The sequence below is a fragment of the Streptomyces sp. NPDC054866 genome (assembly GCF_053610745.1).
On sequence record NZ_JBSGZA010000007.1, the window covers coordinates 281,469 to 298,203 of the forward strand.

A 16,735-nucleotide genomic window follows, 5' to 3' on the forward strand; every position below is an offset into this window, starting at 1 on the left:
GCGCAGCGACTCACGATCTCACCCTGGGGTGTCACTGAGCAGCACATGCCAATACGGTGGGCCGATGGCGTCGATCAAGAAGTTCCAAGTCACCTTCGACTGCGCGGAACCTGAACGCCTCGCCCGTTTCTGGTGCGAGGTGTTGGGCTACGTCGTACCGCCGCCACCGCAGGGGTTTGCCACGTGGGACGACTTCAAGCACTCCCAGCCACCTGAGCAGCAGGATTCATGGTTCGCATGCGTCGACCCCTCAGGGGAGGGCCCGCGGCTGTACTTTCAGCGCGTTCCCGAAGGGAAGGCCGCCAAGAACCGGCTGCATCTTGACGTGCGGGTCGGCACCGGACTCGTCGGTGAAGAGCGCCTCGCCGCACTCGAGGCCGAATGCGCACGCCTGGTCCCGCTCGGGGCAGTACACGTGCGCACTCTGTATGACGGCACTGATTCGTGCATCCCGATGCTGGACATCGAGGGCAACGAATTCTGTATCGACTGAGCAGCCGCGAATGCGCCTTCGTTCGGTGAGGTCCCGCAGAGCGGTGTGAGGGCCCGACAGTGCGCCGACGGTATCTGTGCGTCAGCCGGAAGGCGCTCTCTTCAGCAGATCGAAGTACACGCCCCACCCTGGAGGGTGACGCAGCTGGCTTGCCAGAAAACGTTTCAGCAAGGGTGAGGCGCCGCGACGTCTCATGCCAAGGAATCCCGACGTGCCGAGATCAAGCCTGTTTCTCTCCCTGCTGATTGCCTCGCTCCTGGGCCTGGGCAGCATTTCCACCGGACCTGCCGTTGCTGGAGGCGTCGACCGTGCGTCGGCCGGCTGCCCACGCGCAAAGGTGGATGCCGATGCCAACAGCGGCTGGGTGCAGACCGCGCGCGTACACCTGCGTATTCGCGAGCACCCCACGACCCGCAGCCGTGTACTGGGCCATCTTCCGCCGTGCACGGTCATCGCCGTCAGCCGCAGCCAAGCGGGCCAGAGAATCGGCAACACCCGTACCTGGTACCAGTTGGAAGGGCGACGAGGCTGGATCAGCGGCGCTTACGCACACACCCTGCGCCCCGTGCTCAGCAGTTGACAGCTTGTCAGTCAGTAGGGGTGTCCCGGACCGCCGCGATGAGCAGGGCGACGTCGTCGTGGCCGCCGGGATGCCGCTGGACGGTCAGGAGCCGGTCGCAGGTCTCCTCCAGTGACATGTCGGGGATGGCGTCGAGGTGGGTGAGCAGCTTCTCCAGCCGGGTGTCGATGTCCTCGTCGCGGGTTTCGACGAGACCGTCGGTGTAGAGGAGGAGCCGGTCACCGGGACCGAGGTCGAGGGTGGTGGTGCGGAACGGGACGCCGCCGACACCCAGGGGCGCGCCGGTGGGCAGGTCGATCACTTCGGCGGGCTTGCCGCTGCGGATGAGGACCGGGGGCATGTGCCCGGCGTTGGCGAAGTGGCACAGCTGGCGATGAGGGTCGTAGACGGCGTAGGTGCAGGTGGCGATGTAGTGCTCCAGTCCGCTGGTGATCTTGTCCAGGTGGTGGAGCACCTGGGCAGGGCCCAAGTCGAGTTCGGCGAAGGCGCAGGTTGCGGTGCGCAGGCGTCCCATGGTCGCGGCGGCGTCGATGCCGTGGCCCATCACATCGCCCACGACCAGCGCGGTCCTGTCATGGGCGAGGGGGATGACGTCGAACCAGTCACCGCCCACTTCGCTGGCGGACCTGGCGGGCTGGTAACGGGAGGCCACCTCCAGTCCGACCAAGGGTGGTGGAGGAGCCGGCAGCAGACTGCGCTGGAGAGTGATGGCGGTGTTGCGGACGCTCTGGAACCAGCGGGCGTTGTCGATGCTGACGGCCGCGCGCACGGCCAACTCCCCCGCCAGCACGGCGTCGTCGTGGTCGAAGGGGCAGGGGTTACGGGTGCGTTTGAGGTCCAGGGCGCCGATCACCTCGCCACGGGCGATCAGCGGTACGGCGAGGTAGGAGTGAACTCCGGCGTTGTGCAGGAGGGACGCTGCCTGGGCGCTGCGGGCGATCTGCGGCAGGTCGTCGGCGTCGACGTACGGGAGGAGGACGGGCCGACCGGTGCGGACGCACTGTGTGACCAGGCGGTCCTGAGCGTACGCGGCGATGCTGCCGGGGCGGTCTGCGGCGTCGACGGCCGGGCTGGGGTGGGCGGCGGTCAGGGCCAGCGCCCGGAAGACCGTAGGGCCACCATGGCTGACTGTCGCTGGGCTGCCTTCCAGGACGGAGTCCAGGATGTCGACGGCGGCGACATCGGCGAGGTCGGGGACAGTGAGGTCGGCGAGTTCATGGGCGGTCTGGTAGAGGTCGAGGGTGGTGCCGATGCGGACGGAGGCATCTGCGATGAGCGCCAGCCGGCGCCGCGCACGGTCGGCTTCCAGGGACGCTCGGTGGCGTTCGGTGGTGTCCACGAGTGAGACGGCGATGCCCAGCACGTGTCCGTCCGAGGCTTCCAGCCGGTAGTACGACGTGGACCATGCGTGATCGTTGTCCGGGTCGGCCGGGGTGCGGCCGCTGCTGGCCTGGTCGACGATCGGAACACCGGTGGAGAGGACTTGGCGCATGGCGGCCTCGACCGCGTCGACATCCAGGGTGGGCAGAACGTCGCCGATGCGGCGGCCGAGGTGTTCCTCGGCAGAGACGCCGTTGATCCGCTCCAGTGCGGGGTTGACAGCGACGTAGCGCAGGTCGGTGTCGAGGACGGCCAGTCCGATGGGCGACTGGGCAACGAGCCGGTCGGACAGCGCCAGGTCCCGCTCTACGGCGCGCAAGGTGGCCTGATCGCTGGCCAGCCCCAGCGCGTACAGGTCCCCCCGGTCGTCTTCCAGGCGCATGTTGCGGAACTCGACCATCCGGCTGGAGCCATCTCTGTGCCGGACGGGGAAGACCCCCGCCCAGCTCTCGCCACTGGCCATGACCTCGGCGAACAGCTGGCTGACAAGATCCAGATCATCTTCGTGGACCATCAGGCGAGCCGCGTACCGGCCCAGCGCTTCGCCCGCCGTGTAGCCGAACAGCTGCTCGGCCTGCGGGCTCCACAGCACGATACGGCCCTCGGCGTCCAGGACCACCGCCGCGATACGCAGCAAGTCGATCAGGCCACTGGGCGGGTCCGGCCTGGCCCTCGACTGCCCGGAGGCTGATCGCCGAGCTTGAGTCTGGCCCATTCCCAGCCCTCCCTTCGCTCCCCGGATGCCGCGTCGGCTGTGACCGGCTTCTTCCATGGTCCGCCCAAACTGCTCAGTACCCCAGCCCAGCTCTGATCGCCTGATCGTCTGATCGCCTACGGAACCGAGGCTGCGTGCGAGGCGATGACAGCGCCGTACACGCGTGATCCCTGCTGCCGCGGAGGTCTGCCGCGCCCTTCTGACTTTCTGGCTACGGGCAAGACACAGCTCCTCGCGGCCTCACATATCTACTCCCATCACGATAGTTTTTCTATGCTCCGCGCTATACATGTTCTGATGTCAAGGCGCATCGAAAGCTTCATCCGAACGAGTAGGGCGGTGTGGTGGCGAGAGATGGGGGCACATGACCACGCACGGCAAAGCTGCCCAACCGATACAGGTGGGGTGAACGCGCATGAACGGCACGAAGATCACCATCGCCTCGACGCCTTCCGCACCGACCGTGGTGCGGGGCAATAGCACCGACAGCGTCCGCTGGGCCCGCGAGGCCGCTCTCGCCTTCGCCAATGACCTCATCCCGGCCCCGGATCCCGCTACGGCCGACACCCTCGTCCTGGTGGTTTCCGAGCTCGTCACCAACGCGTTGCGTCACGGCGGCGGCCGCTACACCCTCAAACTCTCTGCCACCACAGACGCGATGACCGCTGAGGTCAGTGACCCCAGTCCGGTACGCCCGCGGGTGCGCACACCTGACCTGATCGACGGCAGCGGCGGCTTCGGCTGGCACATGGTCGGCAGCCTCACCACCGAGCTGACCGTCACACTCACACCCGGCACAGGCAAGACCATCCGTGCCCAACTCCCCCGCTAGGAAGCGCAGGTTCCCAACGGGTGCGCAGGCGGCGGAAGCAGTGCGGCCAAGCGAGCGATAGCCAGCGCCGGCGCCGAAGACCGCAGCTGATCACCGAGGCCGCGCCAACGTCACGAGGCGGTGGTATCCCCCGTGCCACCAAATATGCCACCGCCTGTGGGGCCCAGCGTGACGATCGAATCAGAGTCTCCGGAAGCCCAGACCGTGTCGCAGACGGTGCAGGCAAATCGGTTCGAGAGACCGTCGGTGTGGCGACCACATACGGGGCACTGTTCAGTCGTGAAATACGCGTCCACCATCCCGGCCTCCATCAACTAGAGCCTCTCGACAGTTCGGTCGGTCATCGCACACCAAGGCGAGTCAGGTGAACTGGCATATGACGTGAGATCCGCAGCGGTCCGCGGGCCGCTATCGAGGCATGACCGCCCGAACGGATTTGCCGCTGGCCCCCGTGGATACAGTGACCGCCTTGGCCAGATACTGAACCATGGGCCAGCCGAATCCGCCGGTGTCGCCAGTGAAGTCGGGCACCCGCTCTCGCGGCGGTCGAGGATCGGCGTCGGCGACCACGACTGCGATGCTTTTCGGCTGGGCCTGCAGATGCAGGGAGCACGTGGTCCCGCGTGCGTGTCGCACGGCGTTGGTGACGAGTTCGGATACCGCGAGCTCGACGCTCGCGGCGTCCTGTGCATCCACGGCCGGTTGAAGCTTGCTCATGAAGGCGCGGGCGAAGTCGCGCGCTTGGGCGACGGCTTCCGGCCGCTTGTCGAGGACTGCTCTGTCCGTCGTTCCGGCTTCCGTTCGCAGGTAGTTCGTCCGCATAAGCCCCTCCTCGTACGGGATGGCCTCTGTCCGAGTTGCTCACTTGCCCGCGATAGGGCCCCGGTAAAACCCGAGGGAACTTGAACGGAACTTGCGTCGCCTCTCGTCCAATTCCGCCCAGTCTCTTGGCGGCTCTGCCGAAACGCGTCTATCGCGACAGGCGTGCTGGGGCGCCTTGGATCTTGTTGCCGGTTCCGCCACCGCGGCAACGGCAACGGCACAGGGAAGGCGGGATCTCTGCCGCTCGCGGGGCGCTAGCATCACTGCACCGCTGATGTCCGATCGAGAAGGCGACTTCCCCGCGATGGCTGACGACGCTTACCTCTTCCTCCTTCCTGACCGGCACCCCCGGCTGGGCACGGCGCTGGCCGCCGTCGGCGCCCTGGAGTGCGCGGAAACCCCTGCCGTCCTCGGCTGGCTCCAGGCTCACGACGTGTCGGCCTCGTCCGAACTGGTCCGGGTCCTGCCCGCCGAAGCAGAGGCGTTCATCCCCGAGGACGCCGAGCGCCTGCCCGTTCCGTTGAGCGAGGAGGAGGCGCTGCGGGTCCAGCAGGAGTGCGCACCCCAGTCCGTCACGGACATGGAGGGCGAACTGCTGGAGTTCCGGGAGACGACCCAGGACTGGGAGGCCCTGGTGCACCGGGCGCTGGCCGCGGGCATTCCCGCACCGCGCATCGCCCGCCTCACCGGCCTCGACCCTCAAGCCATCGGCCGTCTGACCGTGTGACCGTGTGACTTCGCCTGAGCATCACCACACGCTGCCCCTTGTACGCCAACACGCCATCTGCACGCGACATCTCGCGAGGCGCGCAGGGTAGACGTGCAGGTATGAGCATTCAAGGGAAGAGCGGGCGAGACGAGGAGCCGCTGGTAGGCACCAGGGCTTACATCGACGTCGAGCTGACACAGAAGCAGTTGGACGTCACGGCGGCGGACCGGGGCTCGTCTTCTCAGTTCTCCAGTGGCGTGTCAGCGGCCTATCGGTGGGCCCTGGGACGCGCGGACCGTTCACCGGTGACTGGGGCGGGCTGCGCAGGCGGTGTCCCGGACCTGCAAGCGCTCACCGCCGAAGTCGATGCCGCGGTTGTTCAGACGGAGGACCTAAACAGGTCGCCCGGCCTGCGAGGACCTCAGGCCACTGCCACCCTCTGAGCAGGGATGCCCCCTCGGCTCCCTCCCGCAGGAGCCGAGAACGGCAACGGAGGGCTTCAGGGCTCGCCCTGCCGGAAGACCGCGTCGGCCAGCGCCTCCCGCAGAGCTATGAGCGCGGGCAGGTCCGCATCCACCACGAACCGATCCAGTAGGGCACTGACCCGCCAGTGCTCACCCTCACGAACCGCCTGCACGATCTCTGCGATGGCCGCACGCTGCCCAGCAGGAACCTCCACCAAGTCACTCTCGGATCACGCAGGACCTCACAGGTTCTGCTGGGCTTGCTCTCTCTACCGACCAGATCCGCGCGTCCGGCAGTGGTCGATCTTCGGATGGGGGGCCGTGTCATCAACTGCGCTGCGAGCGTGGCCAACTGACCCCCGAAACGGCGGTATCGAGAACCGGCGCGCGCCTTGCGCGGCGCGCTCATTCCGCTCTTGCGGACTCTCGGGCTCAAGGGGGCCCTCCCCATGAGGGCATCGCCGTCCTGCACCCGCGCACTGCCTAATCACCATAGGGCGACAGTTGCCTTCTGGCAACATTTCTACAGGACCCTGGCGCGCCCCCTCTCTCACCCCAAAGGCGGGCGGGGGCCTGCCTCGTGGCGTCGGACGGCAACATCACGCGCAGGGCGCCTACCCCGCCCCACAACACAACCAGGACTTCCCCACGCCACGGACAGCATGCTTATATTTGCCACATGGAAACAGTTGGATGGTCAGGTATCCCCTGACATCCAACGCAGCAGGCGGTCCAGCGCGGCGAGCGCCGTGCAGGGACCGCTTCGTCGAGGGGATTTACGAGTGAGCAGCAGTGAGGCCGTCGTTCGGCAGCGCGTGACGACGGCGCTGCACGGACGTGCCGACGAGGTTGCTGATCGCTGGGTGCAGCTCCAGCAGTGTCAGCAGGAGCCCGGGCCGGCATCACCGAACGTGAACTGCGGGAAGAGGCGGATGCGTTGGTCGCCGCTCTGATCGCGGGGATGGACAGCGCGCTCCCCGTCGGCAGGATCGTGAACTCCCACGACGAACTGAAGCGGGCGGTGAGCGAGTTCTCGCTGCGCCGGGCTCGGGTGGGCACGACGCCCACCGCCACCTCCCTTGCAGTCCTCTCCCTCAAGGAAGCGGTGCTCGAAGCTGTGCAACAGAACACCGACGAGGCCGATGAACTGTTCTCCGCCGCATTGCTGATCAACCAGTTGCTGGACGCGGCGGGCGCTCTGTCCTTCGACACGTACGTCGAGGGCAGGGAGGAGATCATCCGAAGGCAGAGCCGGCAGTTGCTCGAGCTGTCGACGCCGGTCGTACGTCTGTGGCAGCAGGTGCTCGCTGTCCCGCTGATCGGCACGCTCGACACTGCCAGGACCCAGGTCGTCATGGAGAGCCTGCTCCGGGCCATCCAGGACCACGAAGCGCTCGTCGCCATCATCGACATCACCGGAGTCCCGACGGTCGACACGGCCGTCGCGCAGCACCTGATGCAGACTGTCAACGCGGTGCGGCTGATGGGGGCGGACTGCGTCATCAGCGGCATCCGGCCGCCGATCGCGCAGACCATCGCCCAGTTGGGCATCGACCTGTCGAAGATCCTTACGCGAGCCACCCTCGCCGACGCCCTCTCAGAGGCCATCAAGCTCACGGGCGGCGCTGTGCCCGAGTCGCTGCGAGCGGCACGTTGATGGAGGGCCGCCCGAGCACCGGTGTTCCCATTCTGCGGCTCGGCTATGTGCTGGTCACCGGGTTGCTCAACGAAATCGACGACCAGGCTGCTCTTGCCTTCACCGATGAGCTCACCGAACGCATTTCGGCAGAGAGCATCCGAGGCGTGCTCATCGATGTCTCGCGTCTTGAGATCATCGACTCCTTTGTGGCGCGGACGCTGATGGAGCTGACGACCATGGCACGGCTGCTGGGCGCTCGCGTGATCGTGGCCGGTATGCGGCCTCCGGTGGCCATCACTTTGGTCGAGCTGGGGATCGAACTGGTCGGTGTGGAGACGGCGTTGGATGCGGAGCGCGGTATGGCCGCCCTCGGCTGGTGCCAGGCCCCCCAGCCCCCTGAAGGGGCCCGACGTGAATCGACTCGCTAGCAGCCCCGATGCGGCAGGCCGCGCCGAGGCCCACTCCCCCGCCACCCCCTCCGCCTCCCAGCCCGCCACAGACCTCCGCGCTCAGGGGCGAGAATCGCGGCCGAACCAGTCGAGGCACACGACCAGCGCGTCGTCGTCAGCATCGGCGTCGAGGTACAACGCGAGCTCCTGCAAGATCGCCCGGGGAACCGCAGCTGCCGGCAGAAGGCCCGCGGCCTGGATCGCCAGCGCCAGCTTCCGCTCGCCGTATGCCTCTCCCACCTCAGTAGCAGCCCCGTAGACACCGTCACTCACGAAGATCAACCGGTCACCCGGCAGCGCCACGAACTCCTGCGCGACGTACTCGGTCTCCTCGAACATCCCCAAGGGGAACTGCGCCTCGAAGTGCACGCGCTCCACGCTCTTGCCGCGCTGACGCCACAACTGCGGGGAGCCGGCGTCCACCACCTGCACGCGCCCGGTGGCCAGCTCGAAGCAGAGCAGCAAGGTCGAGACGTACTCATCGCCCCGATGCTGCGCGTACAGCGCCTGGTCGGCCAGAGCCGCCTGGTCCGCGATGCCGATACCGGCCCTCCGGGCGTTACGCAGCGCGTTGACCGCCAGGTTGGTGAGGAGGGAGGCCTGGATCCCTTCCCCCATGCCGTTGGTGACGCTGAGGGTGAGCGTCTCGGACGTCGTGGCCCAGTCGAAGTTGTCACCGTGGATGGCGTACGCCGGCTCCAGTTGCGCACCGATCGCGTATTCCTGGCGGGTGCAGGCCCGCCCCGGCAGCAGCTGCCACTGCATCTCTGCGGCCAGCGTCAGGCGGCTGGCCCGACGGGCCTGAAGGTACAGATCGGTGTCCCGCTCAGCCACGACGATCTCGTGCCCCAGGAGTTCGGCGACCGTCGTCAGCTCCTCCACCGTCTCCGGCGTGCACCGGTCCTGGGGAAGACGCACCGAGAGGATGCCCAGCCTGTCGCCGCGGACCGTCACGGGCAGGTGCAGGTCCACGACACCCTCACGGCTCACAAGCCGCCCATAAGGCTCCTGACTGCCAAAAGCCCGGCCCTCGGGGCTGGTGAAAACGGACAAGGGCTCAGCGGTGTGAGGCAACGCCGTAACCGGCTGGAGAACAGTGAGGCTGTAATCAGCCATGAGCAGATCGACCTCGGTGGCCTCATAGTGCTCGACCAGGACCGCTTGCACCGTGCCGAGGAGGTTGTGCGGTGCCGCCGTCCGCACGGCGCGTTCCACAGCCAGGAAATTCGTCACGGTGAGGCCTTCTTCATCTTCATCGGTGGTCGGGGTCTGCTGAGGACTGATGGGACCGCAGGCATCGGCCACCGGATCGCTCACCGCCCGGGAAGAACGCCCCTGGCGGTGCACGCCCTTCACCAACCTGACCTTGACCGCGGTGCCCCGCACAGCGCGGTCTGCTGAGACCGAGCAAGACTTCATGGAGCCGCGAATATTGCTATGCGGCAACTGTTGATCCTACCGCTCGGCGGAGCCAGAAAGGCCAGCGGCCGTCACACCACCGCCATCGAAGGCCGACAAAAGGCGCCCCAGGGATACTCTGCGCCGAGCGGGCAGAAGACCAGGCACGTGGCACGACATCCGTAGTTCACGAGAGTGCACATCTGGTCATGGAGAGTGAGTGCCGAATGGAGCGCGAGGGGCTGGGCGATGATCCCCTGCACGAGCTGACCGAAGAGACTTCCGCCGCCGTGGAAACGCTGGTGTCTCTGTGGGCGCGGGCATACCGGGCCGTCTCCCCCCGGCTCTCGGCCCTGCAGTTGGAAGCGTTGCTGATCACGCGTCGCAACCCCGGCATCAATCTCACCGGCCTTGCCGTCGAGGTCGGCGCCGCGCTGCCCGCCGTCAGCAGACTGTGCGACCGGCTGGAAGCAGCTGGCCTCCTGTGCCGCGAACCGGCGCCCACGAGCCGCCGAGAGATCGGGCTTGCGCTGACGCAGCAAGGGACGGAGATCATAGACGCTTTGCTCTCCCGGCGTTCCGAGCTGTTCGGCGACGTGCTGAGCCGTATGCCGACTGCCGCCCGGCGACAATTCGTGGCTGGTCTGCGGGAATTCTCAGATGCGGCGAGGACACGCCACCTCAACGGCAGCGAAGGGTCTAGGCGATGGCCGCCGTAGAGGGCCCGTCATCTGTATTCGCCTCGCCGGCCAAACCGATGTGCTCGCCGGCGGCCGCTTGGAAGAGCGCAAGCCCCTCGGCCAGTGTCGCCAGTTGATCCGGTGACATTGTTCCCAGTACGGCTTCGACCTCACGCACCCGCAACGTACGGAACTTTTCGAGGACGGCGGATCCACGCCGACTCAGGCGCAGCTCGACTTCACGGCGGCTGGTGGTGCTGGGAAGCCGCTCAATGAGACCGGCCGCCTCCAAGCGGTCGCACAACCGGCTCACAGCCGACGGTCGCGAGCCAAGCGCTTCGCCAAGGGTCCGCTGGTTGACCTTCTTCTTCTCCTTGATCACCGTCAGCGCGCGAAACTGCGACGGCGGGAGGGGCCCCGAGGGGGAAGCCTCCTGGCCGCGCCCCCACAGCACCTCCAGCAGGTCCGACACACTGCACGCGGCATGTGCCACCCGCTCAGGGCTGTGGGAAGGACGGCTTCGGGACATCCGAACACTCTCTCACTAGAAGCCGGGCTTGTCAGCCAAGGAGCTCGCCATCGGCCCCCGGAGGCGCTCCCTTCGGTTACGGGTTGTGTTTCCACGTCTCCGTCGGGCATGTGAGAGAGAAACAATGACGAGGCGTCAAATGCTTTGAGATAGCGGGAACTTGCGGCTCTGTACGAGTGCGGCGCCATGGCGAGCTTGAACTCCAATCATGATATCGTTTCCGCATGGAAACTATTGCCACTAGGCACTCATTGGAGGAGGATAGATTCATGGCACAACAGGAGACGGACGACGTGTCCGAGCTCGGTTCGCTCGAACCGGGCACCAGGCAACGAGTGCAGTTGCGTACTCGTATCGCGGATATCGCTTGGACGGCCTTGTGCGTCGTCCTGCTGTTCTGGGGGATATGGAGCGCCGTCGGCGTAGCGGGTGGCGTGACCACATGGGCGTACTCAGCCGTGGCTTGGGTGCTTCTGGCCGTGGCCCTGGTCACGCGCGCTGTCGCGGCCCGCCGCCGGACGCGGATCTAGGGCGGGCGGTCATGGAGAAGCTCAACGCTCTCTTGGCCAAGCGGCTTTGGCTCCAGGTCGTCCTGTCGATCCTGATCGCCAGCGCCGTGGTCCTGCTGATCAATCCGGGCGAGTCAGTGGCGGCTGTGCTGCTGCGCCTCACTGCCACGTCGACCGGCGGAGTGCTCGTACTGGTTATGGTGCGACGCAAGGAGAAGCATGCCGCCGGCGGTTCGGCGACCAGCCTCGCGGCCTTGGACGGGAAGCTTCGCACGGGCGAGGTGCCCACGGATCCGGCGGAGCGGAAGGCCATGCGTGATCTCGTCGAGCAGCGGCTGCACCGCGGCCGTCACCGTGTCCTTGCCACGGTCTTCCTCGCATGTCTCTTCGCCTTCGTCGTGGCGATGACGGCCATGACGTCCGGCCTGCGCCAGACACTCGGCTTCGCCCTGTTCTCCGTGATCTTCGTCGGCTGGCTCATCGCCAACGGCAACCTGCAGAACCGACGCCTTCGACACATGCGCGGCGCCCTGAACACCCCCAGTTGAGGTGCGGGTAGGAACCGAAGTCGCGATCATCCTCTTTTCCGCGCATGACCCCCGTATGGGCGAGCCTGCCTGAGCCGCCGTCGGGCAGTCGAGCTCGATGGAACTCCTCAACACCGTCGAACGGACCATGGAACGATGGACCTCTGCCATGTGGGCGCTCTTGCTCCCGTCCCCACGCCAGCACGCGGAGGTGGTGGCCATACTCCACCGGGAGTGCGACGACAACGCCTTGATCCTCGACCGGCAACGCGTCCTCGTTCCCAATGCCTTCGTCATCGAGTTGCCGTCCGAAAGCCATAGCCAACTCACCGCACACACCGACGAGGTGTCGCGCCAGCTGGTGAGCCACGTGTGTCGTCACGCAGCCGAACACGGATACACGTTCGCAGGGCCCGTCGCAGTCGCCCTACAGCCGTCCGGCAACGAGTCAGTGGGCCGCTTCCAGATCCGCAGCCGGATCGCCCCCACTGACCCGCAGTGCCCCAAGCCCCGATCCGGCGACGCATAAGCAGCGCACGAGCCCCCGGATTCCGACGGGGGCTCGTGGCGTGCGCACAGCTCCAGAGGACTCACTCCAAGGGACTCAGGTGCCCGCGGTCCCGTGCGCGCCTACTGCTTCGCGGTGAGATTGGTGCGAAGCCTGGTCAGGGTGCGGGTCAGGATGCGTGAGACGTACATCTGGGAGAGGCCTAGTTCCCTGCCGATCTCGCTCTGAGTCCGATCAGCGACGAACCGGAGTGAGAGGATCTTGCGTTCTCGTACGGGGAGGTCAGCGATGAGCGGCTTGAGGGCCTGGACGTTCTCGACCTTGAGCAGAGCCGGGTCCTGGTGGCCGATGTGGTCGGTCAGCAGGTCGTCGGAGTCGCCGCCGTCAGCGGGCTGGTTCAGGGAGACGGCCGTGTAACCGTTGGCCGCCGCCAGTCCTTCGGCGACCTCGGCCTCGTCCAGGTTCAGGTGCTCGGCGAGCTCGGCTGTTGTGGGAGGGTGGCCGTGCGCCTGCTCAAGGACGGAGGTGGCCTTGAGCAGGTCGAGGCGGAGTTCCTGGAGGCGGCGCGGGACGTGCACGGCCCAGGTGGTGTCGCGGAAGAAGCGCTTGATCTCACCCATGATGGTCGGCAGGGCGAAGCTGGGAAACTCGACGCTGCGCTGCAGCTCGAAGCGGTTGATGGCCTTGATCAGGCCGATCGTGCCGACCTGGACGACGTCCTCGAACGATTCGGAATGGGGGCGCATCCGGTTGGCCGCGTAGTGGACGAGGTTGAGGTTGAGTTCGACCAAGCTGTTGCGCACGTACGCATACTCGGCCGTGCCCTCCTCGAGCTCGTCAAGGCGGGTGAACAGCGTCATGGACAGCTTGCGGATGTCCGCCGCGGCCGGGCGGCCGATGGCAGAGGGTGACGGTAGATCCGGCAGACGCGCCAGCGCGGTAACACTTCCGAGGCCGACGGTATGTCGTTCAGCGTACGAGATCGTGCCTACGGGACAGCTGCTGAGCTGGGTCACCATCATCGCTCCCGTGAAACGAAGGGCGCTCTCCGGCCGAGAGCGCGGCGTGGACGCCTCTTACCCCCCACCTCCCGTTACACACCTGTGACTTGACTCTCCGTATAACCATTCGCTGACCACCTGTTCACTCCGGGGTCGACGGTCACGTCGGTACGCGGATTTGTGTCGATGCTGAGGCGCCGGGTAAGGGGGGTCAGTGCCCTCGTAGGCATGAGCAGCACACGGTTGATGGAAGCCCTTCGTGGCCTGTTGGGCTCCCCAGCGACCGGACCTCGAGCCGGCTACGGACGCGCATCCGGCGAGGGGGATCAAGCGATGGATGGAGGCCAAGAGACGATGGTTGATGACGCCGGACAGTCGGGTGAACCGCTGCTGATCGTGCGTGAAGTTGCTGCCGCACTTGCCGAAGCCACACCTGAGGAGTTGCCGCGGCGACTGTGCGAGGCATATCAGCAGGCCATGGGCGCCGACAGCGTAGTGCTGTCCCTGATGCCGCACACCGCGGCCTGGCAGCTGCTGCATGCGACCGGCCCTCTTGCCAGGCAAGGTGAGGAATCCCAGTTCACCCTGGGAAACGGGCCCACCGTCACCGCCTCCGCGTGCGCGCACCCCGTCTTCGTCCCCGATCTGCGCACCAGCGCCTGGCCGCTGAACACCCAGCTCGCCGAGTATCTGCCCACCGCCCGTACCGTGCTGGCCATCCCGGTGATGCTGCGTGGGATGGACCTCGGGGTGGTCACCCTCTACTACACCCAGTCCCAAGCGATCACCGAGAACGAGATCGAGCACGCGCAGTGCGCCGCCTTCCTCGCCGTTGAGCCTCTCCTCCGTGCGCGAGAGACGCTCACCGCCGACGGCAAGGACTGGCCCAGGCTGGACGCCCGCTGGACCACCGTCCACCAGGCGGTCGGAATGGTCACCGCCCGCCTCGACTGCACCATCACCGACGCTCTGGACCTCCTGCGCGGCCACAGCTTCACCACTGGCCGCAGCCTGCCGGACATTGCCGCCAGGCTCATGTCCGGACGCCGCGGGCCTGACGACTTGGACGACGATCCGGACTGCCGCGCACCCGTATAGCGCCGGAGCTACTCGTCCTTCACGGTGAGGTCTGCGAATTCCGGGGAAGAAGGGGCGGCAGAGGATGGGAGGTTGCCATGGGCAGCAGAGATCTAGAACTGGGCGAGCTTCTGGCCGCCGCGGAATCCGCGCCGCCCGGCGAGTCCGTCGGTGTCATCGCGCACGACTTGCGCAAGCGCTTCGGGGCGGAGCGTGTGTCGTTCCTCTTCGCCGATCTCATGGGGCAGCGGCTGCTGCGCCTGAGCGTGCACGACGAGGGAGAAACGACGGGCGCCGCGAAGCAGATCGACTTGCAGGGCACCGTCTACGACACAGTCCTGCGCAGCCAGCGCCGGCATGTGGAACCGGACGGTCAGGGCGGACGACGCGTGATCTGCCCGGTGACCAATCGCGGCGACTGCATCGGTGTGTTGGAGGTGACCTTGCAGTACGCCGACGACACCGAGCTCGATCAGATCAGCGACGCGGCCCACGCGCTGGCCTACATCATTGTCACGGACCGCCGCTTCACCGACCTGTACCACGCGGGCCGACGAACCACCCGGACCAGCCTGGCTGCCGAGATCCAGCACCAGCTGCTCCCTTCGGCATCCTGTTGCGAGGCCCCCCAGTTCACCCTCGCCGCCGGGCTGGTCCCGGCCGACGACATCGGTGGCGACACCTACGACTACACGCTCGACCGGGACACGCTGCACCTGTCCATCACCGACGCCATGGGCCACGACACCGACTCCGCCCTGCTGGCCACGTTGGTCACAGGTGCGTTGCGCGGGGCCCGCCGCACTGGTTGCGACGCCCTGCGTCAAGCTCACCGTGCCCACGAGGCCCTGCTGACCCACAGTCGTGGGCTGGTCACCGGGCAACTGCTCTGCGTACGTCTCGAGACGGGCACCTGCGAACTGGTCAATGCAGGACATCCCTGGCCCCTGCGCCTACGGGACGGCGCTGCCGAAGCCGAGGAAGTCAAGCTCGCCGTCAACCTGCCCTTCGGCGTGGCGGCGCCCACCTCGTACCAGCTCCAGGAACTTCAACTGCACCCCGGCGACCGCCTGGTCCTGCTCACTGACGGCATGCTGGAACGCGGTGCCGCGGCTGCCGATTTGGCCTCTATCGTGCGCGACACCCGCGCCTCGCATCCCAGGGAAGTCATCCGCACCCTGACGACAGCGGTTCTGGACGCCTGCCGGGGCAACCTCAAGGACGACGCCACCGTGCTCCTCCTGGACTGGCACGGTAGCGCTGAAGCTGGCGCTGGCGCTGGCGCTGGCGAGGAGACCCTCGTGGAGCCCCGGTGTGGGGGAGATTTCATCGCCTGAGCAGACTTCATCCGCGCTGCGCCCGATGGACACTGACGGCATAGCCGCCGCCCTCGTAGGGGTGGGCGTCCCACGTCGCGAAGCGGTCGACGAGGGTGAGGCCAGCCGCGGCGCAGTAGGCGTCGTACTCGGGCAGGGTGATAGCGGGCGCTACCGGCAGGTGGGCTTCGTCCAGGCCGAACCCGGCGACCAGGAGACCGCCCGGGAGCAGGGCCGCGGCCAAGCGGCTGACCACCGTGGCCTCGGTACCCGCAGCAAGGAGCGGGAAGATGTTGCCTGCGGCCACCACGAGATCGAAGCCTGCGGCACCAGGGAGCTCGGACGTCTCCAACGTGGCCAGGTCCGCCTGGATCCAGGGCAGTTCCGGCGCCTGCCTGCGCGCCACGGCCAGCATGGAAGCATCGAGGTCGACACCGACACAGTCGTACCCCAGCTCCGCCAACCGGATCATGACCCGGCCGGTGCCACACCCGGCATCCAGCACCCGTGCCCCCGCTGGCACCAACGCGGCACACAACCGCGCCTCACCGTGCATGTCCTTGCCGGTGTCGGCCAACGCCGCAAAACGGGCGGCGTAGTCCTCCCCGGACGTCCCACCAGTCAGTTCTTCCCAACGACTCATGACAGACACGGTAGACGCACAAGGCACATGAGCAGCGTACGAGCTCGTTCACGAGTTCCTGCTGCGGGCGGTCACGCCTGGACGCCGAGGGGCGACATGGGTTCGTTCGTAATGGGGTCCGCGGAACGTGTGGGACGACGCGACGGGTGAACGCCCACGTAAGGAAGTGGGGCAACGGGGCCGGTACCGTTGACCAGCCTCCAGCGGAGAACTTCACCAGGCCCTCGGCTACGTTGAGTTCACTCGCGCCCTCCATTCTTTCGAGGCGTATGGAGGGCACGGTGCCCAGCCAGGGAGGCCGGCGCCGGTCGCTGAACCAGATCGAGGTGACTCCGTCGGCGCCCATCCGCTCGGTGCGGGCGACTATCTCTCGAGCTCAGCGTGGGCGCCCGCGTCGCGCGCGGCCGCGGCGAGCTCGAGCTTGAGCAAGTGGTGGGCGAGCGAAGAAGCGCAGGCCGCTGCGG

At 67.0% G+C, this 16,735-nt stretch carries 19 protein-coding genes; 12 read left to right on the forward strand and 7 right to left on the reverse strand.

Translation table 11 applies throughout. The features are described from left to right. Positions 1-64: 64 nt before the first annotated feature. Both ACWGI2_RS32365 and ACWGI2_RS32370 read left to right on the forward strand, forming a co-directional pair. Entirely contained in the window at positions 65-493 is a 429-nt protein-coding gene (locus tag ACWGI2_RS32365) for a VOC family protein (protein ID WP_453699242.1), read from the forward strand. A 211-nt stretch (positions 494-704) separates the two neighbouring features. Beyond that, positions 705-1,073 (forward strand): SH3 domain-containing protein, encoded by a 369-nt coding sequence (locus tag ACWGI2_RS32370; protein ID WP_453401522.1) that lies wholly within the window; start codon positions 705-707, stop codon positions 1,071-1,073. A gap of 7 nt (positions 1,074-1,080) precedes the next feature. Here the strand turns inward: ACWGI2_RS32370 and ACWGI2_RS32375 are convergent, their stop codons facing one another. After that, complete coding sequence (locus ACWGI2_RS32375; protein WP_453699244.1) at positions 1,081-3,168, reverse strand: SpoIIE family protein phosphatase; 2,088 nt, start codon at positions 3,166-3,168, stop codon at positions 1,081-1,083. Positions 3,169-3,583: 415 nt separating this feature from the next. Between ACWGI2_RS32375 and ACWGI2_RS32380 the strand changes: the two genes are divergently transcribed. Then, positions 3,584-4,000, forward strand: a complete 417-nt coding sequence (locus ACWGI2_RS32380; protein ID WP_453699245.1) for an ATP-binding protein — start codon at positions 3,584-3,586, stop codon at positions 3,998-4,000. 408 nt (positions 4,001-4,408) lie between these two features. Here the strand turns inward: ACWGI2_RS32380 and ACWGI2_RS32385 are convergent, their stop codons facing one another. Then, positions 4,409-4,822 (reverse strand): ATP-binding protein, encoded by a 414-nt coding sequence (locus ACWGI2_RS32385; RefSeq protein WP_453699247.1) that lies wholly within the window; start codon positions 4,820-4,822, stop codon positions 4,409-4,411. A gap of 304 nt (positions 4,823-5,126) precedes the next feature. On the opposite strand from ACWGI2_RS32385, the gene ACWGI2_RS32390 reads away from it, so the two are divergent. Next, positions 5,127-5,549 carry a DUF6003 family protein gene (locus ACWGI2_RS32390; protein WP_453699460.1) on the forward strand — a complete coding sequence of 141 codons (423 nt, stop codon included), beginning with the start codon at positions 5,127-5,129 and terminating at the stop codon, positions 5,547-5,549. Positions 5,550-6,030: 481 nt separating this feature from the next. On the opposite strand, the gene ACWGI2_RS32395 is transcribed toward ACWGI2_RS32390, so the two are convergent. Continuing rightward, complete coding sequence (locus ACWGI2_RS32395; RefSeq protein ID WP_453401527.1) at positions 6,031-6,210, reverse strand: hypothetical protein; 180 nt, start codon at positions 6,208-6,210, stop codon at positions 6,031-6,033. A gap of 662 nt (positions 6,211-6,872) precedes the next feature. On the opposite strand from ACWGI2_RS32395, the gene ACWGI2_RS32400 reads away from it, so the two are divergent. After that, complete coding sequence (locus ACWGI2_RS32400; RefSeq protein WP_453699248.1) at positions 6,873-7,652, forward strand: STAS domain-containing protein; 780 nt, start codon at positions 6,873-6,875, stop codon at positions 7,650-7,652. After that, positions 7,652-8,062 carry an STAS domain-containing protein gene (locus ACWGI2_RS32405; protein WP_453699249.1) on the forward strand — a complete coding sequence of 137 codons (411 nt, stop codon included), beginning with the start codon at positions 7,652-7,654 and terminating at the stop codon, positions 8,060-8,062. Before ACWGI2_RS32400 ends, ACWGI2_RS32405 begins: the two co-directional genes overlap by 1 nt. An 81-nt stretch (positions 8,063-8,143) precedes the next feature. On the opposite strand, the gene ACWGI2_RS32410 is transcribed toward ACWGI2_RS32405, so the two are convergent. Continuing rightward, entirely contained in the window at positions 8,144-9,304 is a 1,161-nt protein-coding gene (locus ACWGI2_RS32410) for a PP2C family protein-serine/threonine phosphatase (protein ID WP_453699462.1), read from the reverse strand. Positions 9,305-9,708: 404 nt separating this feature from the next. Between ACWGI2_RS32410 and ACWGI2_RS32415 the strand changes: the two genes are divergently transcribed. Then, positions 9,709-10,200: a MarR family winged helix-turn-helix transcriptional regulator gene (locus ACWGI2_RS32415; protein ID WP_453699251.1), complete on the forward strand. Its 492-nt coding sequence runs from the start codon at positions 9,709-9,711 to the stop codon at positions 10,198-10,200. Here the strand turns inward: ACWGI2_RS32415 and ACWGI2_RS32420 are convergent. After that, positions 10,181-10,690: a MarR family winged helix-turn-helix transcriptional regulator gene (locus ACWGI2_RS32420; RefSeq protein ID WP_453699253.1), complete on the reverse strand. Its 510-nt coding sequence runs from the start codon at positions 10,688-10,690 to the stop codon at positions 10,181-10,183. The two genes, ACWGI2_RS32415 and ACWGI2_RS32420, sit on opposite strands and share 20 nt — an antisense overlap. A gap of 269 nt (positions 10,691-10,959) precedes the next feature. Here ACWGI2_RS32420 and ACWGI2_RS32425 point away from each other — a divergent pair, with 269 nt between their 5' ends. The 3 genes from ACWGI2_RS32425 to ACWGI2_RS32435 all read left to right on the forward strand — a co-directional run bounded on the left by ACWGI2_RS32425 (position 10,960) and on the right by ACWGI2_RS32435 (position 12,255). Further along, positions 10,960-11,220, forward strand: a complete 261-nt coding sequence (locus ACWGI2_RS32425) for a hypothetical protein (RefSeq protein ID WP_453699254.1) — start codon at positions 10,960-10,962, stop codon at positions 11,218-11,220. 11 nt (positions 11,221-11,231) lie between these two features. Next, positions 11,232-11,747: a hypothetical protein gene (locus ACWGI2_RS32430; RefSeq protein ID WP_453699256.1), complete on the forward strand. Its 516-nt coding sequence runs from the start codon at positions 11,232-11,234 to the stop codon at positions 11,745-11,747. Positions 11,748-11,844: 97 nt separating this feature from the next. Then, positions 11,845-12,255 carry a DUF3662 domain-containing protein gene (locus ACWGI2_RS32435; RefSeq protein WP_453699258.1) on the forward strand — a complete coding sequence of 137 codons (411 nt, stop codon included), beginning with the start codon at positions 11,845-11,847 and terminating at the stop codon, positions 12,253-12,255. A gap of 101 nt (positions 12,256-12,356) precedes the next feature. Here ACWGI2_RS32435 and ACWGI2_RS32440 read toward each other — a convergent pair whose 3' ends face one another. After that, complete coding sequence (locus tag ACWGI2_RS32440) at positions 12,357-13,256, reverse strand: SigB/SigF/SigG family RNA polymerase sigma factor (RefSeq protein ID WP_453699259.1); 900 nt, start codon at positions 13,254-13,256, stop codon at positions 12,357-12,359. Between the two features lie 333 nt (positions 13,257-13,589). Between ACWGI2_RS32440 and ACWGI2_RS32445 the strand changes: the two genes are divergently transcribed. Then, positions 13,590-14,333 carry a GAF and ANTAR domain-containing protein gene (locus ACWGI2_RS32445; protein ID WP_453699260.1) on the forward strand — a complete coding sequence of 248 codons (744 nt, stop codon included), beginning with the start codon at positions 13,590-13,592 and terminating at the stop codon, positions 14,331-14,333. A 77-nt stretch (positions 14,334-14,410) separates the two neighbouring features. Further along, positions 14,411-15,649, forward strand: coding sequence for a PP2C family protein-serine/threonine phosphatase (locus ACWGI2_RS32450; RefSeq protein WP_453699262.1), 1,239 nt, complete (start codon positions 14,411-14,413; stop codon positions 15,647-15,649). Between the two features lie 7 nt (positions 15,650-15,656). On the opposite strand, the gene ACWGI2_RS32455 is transcribed toward ACWGI2_RS32450, so the two are convergent. Beyond that, positions 15,657-16,271 (reverse strand): class I SAM-dependent methyltransferase, encoded by a 615-nt coding sequence (locus ACWGI2_RS32455; RefSeq protein ID WP_453699264.1) that lies wholly within the window; start codon positions 16,269-16,271, stop codon positions 15,657-15,659. Positions 16,272-16,735: the final 464 nt, after the last annotated feature.

Coding starts and splice junctions, on each gene's coding strand:
- ACWGI2_RS32365 (WP_453699242.1), top strand. CDS start 65: ATGGCGTCGATCAAGAAGTTCCAAGTCACCTTCGACTGCGCGGAACCT.
- ACWGI2_RS32375 (WP_453699244.1), bottom strand. CDS start 3,168: ATGGGCCAGACTCAAGCTCGGCGATCAGCCTCCGGGCAGTCGAGGGCC.
- ACWGI2_RS32380 (WP_453699245.1), top strand. CDS start 3,584: ATGAACGGCACGAAGATCACCATCGCCTCGACGCCTTCCGCACCGACC.
- ACWGI2_RS32385 (WP_453699247.1), bottom strand. CDS start 4,822: ATGCGGACGAACTACCTGCGAACGGAAGCCGGAACGACGGACAGAGCA.
- ACWGI2_RS32390 (WP_453699460.1), top strand. CDS start 5,127: ATGGCTGACGACGCTTACCTCTTCCTCCTTCCTGACCGGCACCCCCGG.
- ACWGI2_RS32405 (WP_453699249.1), top strand. CDS start 7,652: ATGGAGGGCCGCCCGAGCACCGGTGTTCCCATTCTGCGGCTCGGCTAT.
- ACWGI2_RS32415 (WP_453699251.1), top strand. CDS start 9,709: ATGGAGCGCGAGGGGCTGGGCGATGATCCCCTGCACGAGCTGACCGAA.
- ACWGI2_RS32420 (WP_453699253.1), bottom strand. CDS start 10,690: ATGTCCCGAAGCCGTCCTTCCCACAGCCCTGAGCGGGTGGCACATGCC.
- ACWGI2_RS32425 (WP_453699254.1), top strand. CDS start 10,960: ATGGCACAACAGGAGACGGACGACGTGTCCGAGCTCGGTTCGCTCGAA.
- ACWGI2_RS32430 (WP_453699256.1), top strand. CDS start 11,232: ATGGAGAAGCTCAACGCTCTCTTGGCCAAGCGGCTTTGGCTCCAGGTC.
- ACWGI2_RS32435 (WP_453699258.1), top strand. CDS start 11,845: ATGGAACTCCTCAACACCGTCGAACGGACCATGGAACGATGGACCTCT.
- ACWGI2_RS32440 (WP_453699259.1), bottom strand. CDS start 13,256: ATGATGGTGACCCAGCTCAGCAGCTGTCCCGTAGGCACGATCTCGTAC.
- ACWGI2_RS32445 (WP_453699260.1), top strand. CDS start 13,590: ATGGTTGATGACGCCGGACAGTCGGGTGAACCGCTGCTGATCGTGCGT.
- ACWGI2_RS32450 (WP_453699262.1), top strand. CDS start 14,411: ATGGGCAGCAGAGATCTAGAACTGGGCGAGCTTCTGGCCGCCGCGGAA.
- ACWGI2_RS32455 (WP_453699264.1), bottom strand. CDS start 16,271: ATGAGTCGTTGGGAAGAACTGACTGGTGGGACGTCCGGGGAGGACTAC.